The following is an 11,887-nucleotide window of genomic DNA, read 5'->3' as shown; positions in this document are numbered from 1 at the left end:
GCTAACTATGAGATATCTCAATACAACGATGCTTGGACAAATCCAGCGACTGCGCGTAAAGCAGTTCGTTTTGAAACTCGTTTAGAGTTCTCCATGGAAGGTCACAGATTCTTTGATTTAACACGATGGGGAATAGCTGCCGAAACACTTAGCGCTTATGTCCAAAGTGAATCTCAGGGAAGAGTTTATCTTGCAGGTAAGACGTTTGTAGAAGGAAAGCATGAGTATTTCCCTATCCCTTTAGAGGCGATAGAACGTTCTGTAGTTGACGGTGTACCAACAATAACACAAGATCCTGCATACTAATTATAAATAAAAATCTTCTCCGAAGATTTTTAATACCAAAAGCAGTGATTATATTCGTATAATCACTGCTTTTTTGTTACCCAATATTTAAAAGCACCTTACTACAATATGAAGAAAAACCTATCGATTTTATGTATGCTATTGCTATGCATTTATTCCTGTAAAAAGAAAGAGACCAGTTTATTTCTTTTAAAGTGAATAGCATTACAGACCTTATAGAATAGGAGCAAGAACTATGTTCTATGGTACATATGAATATCTAAAAAAACACCCTAGCAAAACCATTGCCATAAGAAGCGCAGTTGAGTACCATACCAAATTTTAAGGTATTGGAAAATGGAACTCTCCTCTATGTTAGTAACTCTTTAGACTATATCAATGGACTAGGGGAGTAATACCTATTCCGGTGGCTCCTTATTCGTGATAAATATGGTATTGCAAACTACACGGAAAGCGCCTAATCTTTAAAGAACCCTAAACGCAATGCGCATCACTTCTTTAGGGGATAATAAGTTTTTAGTAATAGCCAATACTAATACATTTTATATAATTTCAATCATAAAAAAATAGTGCATCTCTAGGAGTATTATTCTCAATATAATGGCTTGCCTAAAATATTCATATGTTAAAGTAAAAAACTAATATTAGATTCAGGTATGTCCTTTCATTTAAAGCTAGTCCTAGCCCTTTTCTTGGATATGGATATATTAAGACCCTCTTAATCTTGCGATCAAAAATAAAATTAGTGTAATTTTACAGACAAATTAAAGCTTGTCTTTAAGAATATATTCTAAAGATTTTCAATTAGCTAATATAATTCACATTTCCATGAAAAGACTATTGATTATCCTCCTCGTTATAATAGCACCAACCTCATGCAAAGATAAAGGAGCTACGAATAATAAAGAGATTATCGTAAGTGCAGAGGATTTACATGCAACGGTCGATAAGGTAACACAAATCATGATTCATGATATTTTTTCACCACCCGTGGCAAGCAGAATTTTTGCTTACCCTAATATTGCGGCGTATGAAATTATTTCTCAGAGTAACTCAGAATACAGATCACTAGCAGGTCAGCTAAACGGTTTAACACCAATCCCAAAAATGGATAGTGTTACTAGTATCAACCCTAACTTATCCGCTCTGATTGCACATATGACAATAAGTAAACAGCTGATCTTTTCCGAAGATAAGTTTGAAGTTTTGGAAGACAGCCTTTATCAAAACTGGCAAACTACCAATGAGGAACAATTTGAAGCGTCAAAAACCTACGGACTCTCGGTTGCAGCGCATATAAAGAGATGGATGGATAAGGATAATTACAACCAAAGCCGGACCATGCCAAAATTTACGGTAGATACAGACAACACTGCTCGGTGGCAGCCAACACCACCAGCCTATATAGAAGGTATTGAACCTCATTGGAATAAAATACGTCCATTTTATCTAGATTCCGCAGCGCAGTTCAAACCGATACCTCCTCCCCCATTTTCACTAGAAAAGGACTCGGATTTCTATAAAGAACTGGTAGAAGTTTATGATATGAGTAATGAAATTACTATAAACGGAGATGATTCCGAAGAGGTTCAAATTGCCCAATTTTGGGACTGTAACCCATATGTATCTGTTTCTCGAGGCCACTTAATGTTCGCCACTAAAAAAATCACGCCTGGTGCCCATTGGATAGGTATTACTAAAATAGCCAGTAGAAAGACCAATAGTAACTTTGACGATACGGTATATGCTTATACTAAAACATCCTTAGCTATCGCAGATGCCTTCATTAGCTGTTGGGACGAAAAATACCGAAGTAACCTAATTCGACCGGAAACTCTTATTAATATACATATAGACGATAGCTGGCGACCCATTTTGCAAACACCTCCGTTCCCAGAGTATACTAGCGGGCATAGTGTTATTTCTGGCGCGGCCGGTCTTGTCCTAACACATATTTTTGGTGATAATTTTGCTTTTGAAGATGATACGGAAGTCCCGTACGGACTTCCAATTCGTAATTTCACTTCTTTTAACCAAGCCGCAGATGAAGCAGCCATAAGCAGAATGTATGGTGGCATCCATTACCGAGCCGCTGTTGAAGTAGGCATAGGCCAGGGAAGAAACGTTGGTGATTTTATGCTTCAAAAAGTTAAAATGAGGACCAACGAGTAATAGCTAAACCATAAAGTAAAAAAGCTAATTCTATCAAGATGTGAAAGTAGGAAAAGTCTATTTGAGTACTGAGTTAATTTAGAGTACTACAAAGTTTAGAAATGAACAACTTAATCATTTACAACACGATTGATTGGTAGTAGAACTATTATAAGAACTGATTTAGCAAAACATATAAACTACATTATGACTAAACCGCTCTTTGCCTTAACGACATTTCTAATCATATCATGTACCAATTTTGGACAATTAAAGCACGTAGCAAATTTCCCCAATGCACTTGACGAAGTTTCAGGAATCTTATATGCAAAGGACAGCACAATTTGGGCTATAGAGGATGGTGGTAACGAGGATGAAATCTATAAAATTGACTTTAATGGGGATATCCTTAAAACCTTTGAAGTAAAGAATGCTAAAAACAACGATTGGGAAGATATAACCAAAGACCAAAATGGTAATGTCTACATTGCCGATACCGGAAACAACGATAGCGATAGAAAAGATATAGTCATCTATAAGATTCCTAATCCGGAAATAGAAAAAGGGAATAAAATTGATGCCGAAAAAATTGAATTTTATTATCCAGAACAAAAAAAATACCCTCCAAAAAAAGCGAATAAAAACTACGATGTGGAAGCGGTGTTCCATTTTAAGGATAAACTTTTTTTAATGACCAGAAACAGGGCAGACCCATTTGACGGAAATGCACGTATCTACACCGTACCGGACACTAAGGGAAAGTATGCCGCTACCCTTGTTGGGACTATAAAGCTTTGTGAGGATTGGAAAACCTGTCAGATTACCGGAATAGCCATTTCTTCAAATGCAAAAAAGATTGTAGCATTGAGTTATGGTAAGCTGTTCGTATTTACAGATTTCACCTTGGACGATTTTTCCAAGGGAACTATTAACACCATCGATATTGGAGCTCGAACACAGCTAGAATCTATATGTTTTGTAAATGATACCACCTTGCTATTAGCAGATGAAGTTTCCCATGGCGGTGGCGGCAATCTTTACAGTTATCAACTATCCGATAAAGCAAAATCCAATTAAAAGGCAAAACCTACTCCAAACGTAAACCGAGGTCCCTCTTCACTATTAAAAACAGCTATTTTAGCCGAAAGTATATCCGAACCATTCACAAAAAAGCCGCCGCCATAAGAGGTATGCCAACGGTTGGAACTATTATTTGGCAACCACACCCGACCATAATCATACCCAGCGAACATTCCTAAGGATGTGGGTATAATACTTGTTTTCACTTTACGTAAGCTAAAGCGTAGGTCCGTGTTTTGATAGTACGCTGTTTTTCCATTAAACCGCTGATTTCTAAATCCTCTTAAACCATCAACACCTCCTATACTTGCGCCTTGGAAAAATTCATATCCATTACCAATATTAAAATGTCCCTTCCATTTTGTGGCAAGTACTAAGCGCCCATTAGGTATTAACTTATAATCAAAAGATAAGCTGGGTATCACATAACCAAAATTCCCTCCTTCGGCACTAATATTCTCCTTAAAACCAACCTTTAATGACGTAGCCATACCCATAGTAGGAAAGCCCACGTTGTCTTTGTTTTCATAGGAATACTCCCCATGTGCTCCTATAAAATCATTTTGCGTTTCATCTCTGTTCTGCTGATAAAAGGTGTTCACAAAACGATTACTCGTCTCTTCAACCTCTATAGCTTCATAAGAAAACCCTGTCTTAAACTTAGCTCCTAATTTACCACGCCAAACCAACGATGGTGAAAATTCAAAACTCTGGATTCGAACCCTATTGAAGTCCATGCCTAGCTCATCATCATCATTTTCGGTATTGTTCCCAAAGCCAAAAAAGTTACTCGCAAAATTTGGACTAGTAAATCTCGAATTGACTTCCAAATTCCAATTTTCGAAAAGTTCTGCAAATTCACCCGAATAGGAAAGGTCAAAACCGCTGGTTGCAAAATAATAGGACGCTTGTATCGTATGCAGTTGCGTAAAAGGATTTTGTCTAAAACCGTTGTATGTGTATGTATTTGAGAATCCTATTTTAATACCGTCATCTGGATTAAAACCTATCGTAGGCAGCAATTGATTGTTGCTGTTACGAATATTTTGCGGAATGTAGGTGTTTACATTATAATCATCTATTCGTTTAACTTTAGCGCCATTTATCTCCTTAAAGGTATTGCGCTTGCTTTTGTAGTCATAAACGGTAATATTTTTACCGTTTTCAATCTCATATACATCGTTGTTCTGTCCGCCAATAAGCCGAACTTTTATACCCGTATGGTTCAGAATATTTTCAACTTGAAAAATATCATCATCGTCTAGGCCGTAGACCCAAATCTCCTTCGTTTCCTTCGAACTGAAAATTTTACCGAAGAATTGCCTTTTCTTTTTCCCATCAATAATTCTATAAGCCTTGACTTCAGTCCTACTTGCGTCCAATCTGGTAATTTCAAACCAGTCGTCCTTATCCGTTCCTGTGACTACTGCATATTTATTCATAATATCATAATAAGCATCAGCTGTGCCATCAATACCTCGTAGTCTAGAGAGTAGGATGCGTTTAATATCTAAAACCGTTTCGTCTCTTACTTCCTTAGGAAAAGCCTCAAGTGCTACATCTATAGCTGAACCATCTAAATTATCCTTTAAATATTGAGCGGCTGCCCTCCACATATCTTTTGTAGTTCCGCCTAACAATGCAAGGTCTAAGACATAGGTTTTTGGAGAGGAGTTGAAACCTTTTACATTTCTTATTTCTTCATTGAAACCCTCCATTAGTCGTAAACCAGGTATGGTTCTGGTCGCTACGCCCATAAATGCCCCATCCCCCATTTTGGAAAAAGCTTGATCTCTATCTCGGGGCACCGGTCTATAGACTATCTTTTTTCCTTCCTTAAATTCTGCCCAGCGCCATTGGTCTACATGCCTATCCCAATCACCAATCACCATATCAAAAAGTCGTGCGCGAATATATGCTTGGGTATCAACGGTATATTTTTCATCGTCCCTTAAATCTTCTAACATACTATTCGTACTCTTCAAATCATTTGAAAACCCAAAACTAGCCAAGTCTCCATGACCGTCTCCAGTATGCTCTTCTATCATATAAAGTTCGTCCCCAAATATGTCATTATAACTACCAAGGGACTTTTGCTTGGGAATATAATACAAAACAGGGGTTCGTATGATAAATCCCAACAGCATCAGATAGCTTTCCAATAACAAAAGGAGCATAAGGGTGGGAACCCGTATAAAAATCCTCTAAAATTTCTTGAGTGTAAGTATCCTTTAAGTCATCCAATACATATTGGTCTTGAAAGGCCATAGACTGCAAATACAACACCGCGCTCTTACGTAGCGCTCGCATGACATACTCCCTACCATCCTTAGCCCTAAGCCGGAGGGATTTTGATTGGTGTCCTCCTCCTTTTTTCACCGGAATCAAACCTCCAAATAAAGTATCTAACCGTACCGTTGGCGCACTTACCTTAGTACCATATAATTTTCTGTATCGCTCTCCCCATACCCATTTAAAAAAACTACTTTTATCTACCTCTTCATTGGTATAGATTGCGGCTTCCATCTCTTTCGGAAAATTCTCTTCATATACTTTTGCCGTATTTTGGAATTCCTCCGGCAACACTTTAGAAGTAAATAGAAATGACTCTTCCCCATTTTGTCCAACACCATAGAAGCGTACTCTAGATGAGCCATCTGTATATACCTCTAAAGTCGCATACCCCATGTGCCCCGTAGAAAAAATACTCCCATTTAAAAGTCTTGAAGCTCCCTTTTTGGCACCTGACCCACTGACAATTTGCGGAGTATTATTCTCTAAGATATATTGCAAGGTGTGTTCATGACCCGAAACAAAAATCACCTTTTCAGAATATTGCGCCAATGTGGTCACCCGTTTTGTAAGTTCCCGATAGCGTTTGTTCTGCAAATCTGCATTGGATGCCCCAGAGGTTCTTCGCAATACATTGATAAATGTCCCTAATACAGGAACAGGAAATGGCAACTTCTTAGGATAAAACTGCTTTTTTAAGGAAAATTGACCTCCATGTGACCCATAACTGGTCATAGGATGATGCATTGCTATTAGCGTTGTTTTCTGGAGATTGTCCTTGATAGCGTCTTCTAATTCTAAAAAAAATCGTTCCCTACTTTTTATATTACATTTGTCATTGATGTTCGTCCTTTTATCCCAGTTAGTCAAATACCACTGTGTGTCAATAACAATTATAGCAAGCTTATCATTTATGTCTACTACTTCTATTGGGCAACCATTTTGAGGTTGAAAAGCCTCCTTATCACCTAGTACTTTTTGAATATATTTCTCCTGTCGCTCTAGGCCCACCAAGCCATCTGCATACCAATCGTGGTTCCCAGGGATAAAAAGTGGCTTTCCCTTAAAATTATTCAAAGTTCTTAATTGAGCGTCCAAATGACTTTTGGCTTCTGCATAAGACCGTGTAGAATCTTTGGAATCCGGTAATCCCGCAGGATAAATATTATCACCCAAAAAAATAGCCGTACTATTCTCGTTGGCGTCATTCAGCCTCGTTTTAAAGATTTTTAATACGGAGTTCATTCCACCAATCGGAGAAAGACCAGCATCGCCTATAAGATAAAAAGTGTGTAGCACTTCTTTATTACCCGCTAAATCTACTGCCTTTTCCGCATGTGCGTACTTAGAGGTATATGTCGCACAACCAGTTAAAACAATGAGCAGTGCCAAGACACTATACTTTTTTTTCATATCGATGTTCTTACGTTCAAATTTTCGTAATTTGGAAACTTATTATAGCGTATGTCTGATATCTTAAAGAAAACTAAACATTATGTAGTGGCATTATTGTCCAAGGACTTAAGTCAAGACTTTTTATACCATAATTTAAGGCATACACAACGTGTGGTTAAAAGTACTAAAGAATTATTGAACGCAACTAGCCTAGACGAACAGGAAAAGGACGCAATCGAAATCGCCGCATGGCTGCACGATACCGGATACATAGCGGGATGTGAAAATCATGAAGCTCAAAGTTGTCTCCTAGCAAGGGAATTTTTGACTAAAGAAGGCTACGCCCCAAATATGATAGCCAAAGTAAACGAGTGCATCATGGCAACTGTTAGATATACAGAGCCTAAAAATTTTCATGAAGAAATTTTAAGGGATGCGGATGCCTCACACTTTGCACAAAAAAGTTATTTGGAAACTTCCGAGTTGCTGCGGGAAGAACTTGGCCTTCTTGGTGTTGCCAAGTACACCCAAAAGGAGTGGTTGGATCTCAATATCAGAATGTTCCGCACAGAACACCGGTTTTACACTGATTACGCAAAAGAAAACTGGCAACCCGGAAAAGACAAGAATCTAAGGCGTTTAATCAAAGAGAAAAAATCCGAGAAAAATATTGCAAAAAAGGAAGCCTTAAAAGCCAAATACAAAAGTGAAAGCCCCGATCGTAGTATACAAACGCTTTTTAGGGTTACGCTAAAAAACCATATTACCCTTAGTGATATTGCAGATACTAAAGCAAACATTCTGCTATCAGTGAACGCAATTATTATTTCATTGGCCATCTCCAACCTTATTCCAAAACTAGATAATCCTTCTAATGATTATCTAATATATCCAACGTTTATATTTATCGTATTTAGCATTATATCTATGATTTTGGCCGTATTAGCCACAAGACCCAACGTTACTTCTGGAGAATTTACCAAGGAAGATGTAGCACAAAAAAAGGTAAATTTACTGTTTTTTGGAAATTTTCATAAAATGAAACTCGATGAATACCAATGGGCAATTAACGAACTCATAAAGGACAAGGAATATATTTATACTTCCTTAACGAAAGATCTTTACTTTTTGGGGCTCGTGCTGAACAGAAAATATAAGCTCCTACGCTGGACCTATACTATTTTTATGATTGGCATGGTAGTTTCGGTTTTGGCCTTTGCGATATTTTTTAAGTTTTTTGGGCCTGAGCGGGTACTAGAAACTTTGTCTTAGACCCTATTCGCTCAAGGTTTTCATTAAATCTTCGTAGGTATAGGTTCGTTCATCCGTTTTATCTATTTTATATAAAATTTCGGCACGAATGGCCTTTAGCCCGGATACTCCTTGTAAACCTTCCAACTCAACAATTTCGACAACATCGGTAAAATACCCTTTGGACCTTAGGAATTTAATATAACGTAGATACTCTAATTCGTCCTTCTTTTGCGAATAGACAATAGTCATTTTACCTGCTTTGGTAAGACGCTCATCAGTACCTTTTATAAACGATTTGTCTATTCTTTTTTTAATAACCTCGTAACGAGCATTGTACGTGCCATCTACATCAAATTGCTTTTCATCCATCCGAAAACGTATGGACAAGGGGGTATTGTGTACTAGTATAAGCGATGCCGTATCTAAGGGTATGGACAACTGTGGTTTTAAATCATAATGCACATTTTCCATCTCACACATCACCTGTAATTGCCAAAGTCGTAAATTATTTAGGTACAAAGGGTTAAAATCCCTGTTATCCGAAATAGCACCTCCTATATACATATTGTGTTCCACACCATCGGTCTTATACCGTTCAAAATAATGTGGAAACATAGCCTGCGCCTCTTCTTGTTTCTTATCAATTACAGCAGCTAACTTTTTATTTATAAACATTACACTCTCGTCATAATTTTTTCTGTGGTCGTAATAAGAACCTGTTCCCATATCTATGCTTGACTCGTAAGAAAGGATATGTTTCGAAATTTTATGGTCCGATTTTTTTAAGTGGGAAAATACTGGAATAATTTCTTCTTTTACAAATTCAAAAATGGATTGCTCGCTATTGGTAAAGAGCATTTCCTTTATACTTTCCAAATGATTATTGACACGAAACATTAATTCCTCATAAATAGGAAGCTTGTGCTTTTTATAAACCTGATGCAAAACGTCATTTATCTGAGAGAGCTGAATCATTAAATCGCTCCGAATAGCCTTATTTCTTGCCTTTGAAGAGTCTTTAATATCTATTTGGCCATATAACGGATGTACCTCATTAAAAACGATTTCTTTAAAAAACGGCTGTTTACCCTCCAACTGGTCATTAATAAACTGTTTGGCCTCTTCTTGAAATTTCCAGTATACAGAAGAATGTACCGATGTACATTCGTTTTGAATGATGGCATCTATTAGGTTTCCTTCTTCTATTTTAGTTCTGACAACTGCGGAAGCGATGTATGGCATTACGTCGTCGAGTTTTTTGGCATTTACAGCGTTAAGAACATTCTTAGAGGTAGAAACTATTTCTAAAACGCCTAATAATTCGCCGTTGAACGCGATAGGTGCAAAAATGGCACTTTCAAAACCTTGATTTCTTAAACTTATATAAGGTTCTACTTCGTCCGTTTCTTTTCCGTACTTGGTCACATCCGCTATAGCAAAATACGTATTTTCCTTTATAAGCTTACTGTAGGAATATTGGCAAAGTGCATCGTTACATGCTTTTTTCCCTTCTCCATTTAGAATAAAACTGCTGATTTTTTTACCATGAACCGGCTCAAACTGATCCTCATTTGGATTATAGATAACAAAACCTACTTTAATTTCTGGTATTTTAAAAAAGGACCTGAAAATATCCTCTAAATCGGTAATAAAATTATCGTTGCCTTTTTTACCGCTGGAAATGAGTTTTGATTTTATCTCAGAAATAGAATGCTCTACTGTTACATCGAACATGTTTGAAATAACGAATCCTTTAGAAATAAAACTATCCGGTGGTATTTTTTCCATCCATAACGCTAAATTAGATGGATTTTCCAACAATTCATCAACATCATCTTGGGTTATCTCCCTTACCTTATCGGTAGGTATAATCTCAAGAAAATCTGCATTGTATAAGATGCGATAGTGCCGCATAACACCTTTTGCATCCGGAATATCATAGAAGAACGGCCTACTAAAATCTAGATGAAAGCCATAGTGAAAATTAAGAATAACAATACAACCATCTATATAATCCATTCCCTCCTGTTGGTTCCTTATCACAGGTGTAAACCCTAGTCCTGCTTCATTTATGATTTTTTGGAATCTGTTGGAAGTATTAAAAAAAACATCGTAGTACGGAAGGGATGCCGCTTTAATTTCGTTATTGCTAAGTAGTGGCGAAAAACTGTCTTGGAGCATAAGATGTATGACATCCTTATGTTTTTCCAATAAAGTAAGATCTTGAAAACCCTCCCTTAGTTCTGGATAAGGTGCTTGTGCTTCTAAAATAACGGTTGCACGGTTGGCTACCACTGTGTCCTCGCTATCCAATAATGCATCGTAATGCGTCAATAGTTTATCAAAACTAATGAATGGTTTTAACGGCATTAATTTATTGGCATCCTTCATCATACCTGCATTAGTCTAACTGTTTTGGTTAAACTTACAAAAGCAGCACTAGTTTTTTGTTAAAATTTAGTGTAGTCGTCACTTAGTTTTTCGGATATTTATAGAAATTCAAAAAATGTCTTCTGCCAATAGACTTTCAAGGGCATACAAAAACGCAAAACGCATCCCGTTTGATGATAGTTCTAAATTTATCCTGTTTAGTGATTGCCATAGAGGAGACAATAGTTTTGCTGATGAATTCGCTAACAATAGGAACATTTATTTTCATGCCTTAAACCATTATCACCAAAACGACTTTCACTATTGCGAATTGGGCGATGGCGACGAACTGTGGGAGAATATTAATTTTGAATCGATATTCCAAGCTCACAAAAACGTTTTTAAATTACTCAGGAAATTCCATTTAAAAAAAAGGCTACACATGATTTGGGGCAATCATGACATGGTATATCGGGACCAAAACTACGTAAACAAACACCTATCAAATTATTTTGAACCTATCGATGATACGGATAAAGAGCTTTTTGAAGGGATTACCTATAATGAAGCTATTGTTTTAGATTACACGGAAACAGGACAAGAACTATTCTTGACTCATGGCCATCAAGCAGATTGGTGGAACTATAGATTCTGGAGATGGGGGCGTTTTCTAGTACGTGTTTTATGGAAACCATTACAAGTATGGGGTATTGCAGACCCTACCAGTCCTGCTAAGAACTACACCGAGCTTATAAAGCTGGAACGTAGAATAAAAAGATGGATCGTACAAAACAATCTCCTTATGACCATTGTGGGGCATACGCACAGACCTCGATTCCCTGAACCAGGAGATATTCCATTTTTTAATGATGGAAGCTGCGTACACCCGCGCAGTATTACGGGAATAGAAATTGAAAATGGTCAGATTGCCTTAATTAAATGGCATATAGAAACGGCTACGGACGGAACCCTTAAAGTCGTAAGAATACTTTTAGAGGGACCGCAAAGACTAGAAGATTATCGAAATGGTTAACATATT

8 protein-coding genes are annotated in these 11,887 nt (G+C 37.2%); 5 read left to right on the top strand and 3 right to left on the bottom strand.

Annotation, left to right across the window (positions count from 1 at the left end):
- From Q360_RS0110010 to Q360_RS22935, 3 genes are all read left to right on the top strand, one after another.
- On the top strand, nt 1–306 hold a 306-nt coding region (locus Q360_RS0110010), incomplete at its 5' end, for a RagB/SusD family nutrient uptake outer membrane protein (RefSeq protein ID WP_027076971.1).
- A gap of 828 nt (nt 307–1,134) precedes the next feature.
- A complete protein-coding gene (locus Q360_RS0110005; RefSeq protein ID WP_027076970.1) occupies nt 1,135–2,478 on the top strand; it encodes a vanadium-dependent haloperoxidase in 1,344 nt (447 codons plus the stop codon).
- Nucleotides 2,479–2,664: 186 nt separating this feature from the next.
- Nucleotides 2,665–3,534, top strand: a complete 870-nt coding sequence (locus tag Q360_RS22935; protein ID WP_036195575.1) for an NHL repeat-containing protein — start codon at nt 2,665–2,667, stop codon at nt 3,532–3,534.
- On the opposite strand, the gene Q360_RS27180 is transcribed toward Q360_RS22935, so the two are convergent.
- Nucleotides 3,531–5,714 carry a BamA/TamA family outer membrane protein gene (locus Q360_RS27180; RefSeq protein WP_316931511.1) on the bottom strand — a complete coding sequence of 728 codons (2,184 nt, stop codon included), beginning with the start codon at nt 5,712–5,714 and terminating at the stop codon, nt 3,531–3,533. The two genes, Q360_RS22935 and Q360_RS27180, sit on opposite strands and share 4 nt — an antisense overlap.
- Entirely contained in the window at nt 5,617–7,242 is a 1,626-nt protein-coding gene (locus Q360_RS27175) for a metallophosphoesterase (RefSeq protein ID WP_316931510.1), read from the bottom strand. Before Q360_RS27175 ends, Q360_RS27180 begins: the two co-directional genes overlap by 98 nt.
- A 51-nt stretch (nt 7,243–7,293) precedes the next feature.
- On the opposite strand from Q360_RS27175, the gene Q360_RS0109990 reads away from it, so the two are divergent.
- Entirely contained in the window at nt 7,294–8,496 is a 1,203-nt protein-coding gene (locus Q360_RS0109990; RefSeq protein ID WP_027076969.1) for a Pycsar system effector family protein, read from the top strand.
- A gap of 3 nt (nt 8,497–8,499) precedes the next feature.
- On the opposite strand, the gene Q360_RS0109985 is transcribed toward Q360_RS0109990, so the two are convergent.
- A complete protein-coding gene (locus Q360_RS0109985) occupies nt 8,500–10,872 on the bottom strand; it encodes a cell surface protein (RefSeq protein ID WP_027076968.1) in 2,373 nt (790 codons plus the stop codon).
- Between the two features lie 112 nt (nt 10,873–10,984).
- On the opposite strand from Q360_RS0109985, the gene Q360_RS0109980 reads away from it, so the two are divergent.
- Nucleotides 10,985–11,881: a metallophosphoesterase gene (locus tag Q360_RS0109980; RefSeq protein ID WP_027076967.1), complete on the top strand. Its 897-nt coding sequence runs from the start codon at nt 10,985–10,987 to the stop codon at nt 11,879–11,881.
- The last annotated feature ends 6 nt before the right edge of the window (nt 11,882–11,887 follow it).

This window comes from Maribacter antarcticus DSM 21422, assembly GCF_000621125.1.
GTDB lineage: Bacteria > Bacteroidota > Bacteroidia > Flavobacteriales > Flavobacteriaceae > Maribacter > Maribacter antarcticus.
This window is presented reverse-complemented; position numbering and strand designations above follow the sequence as displayed.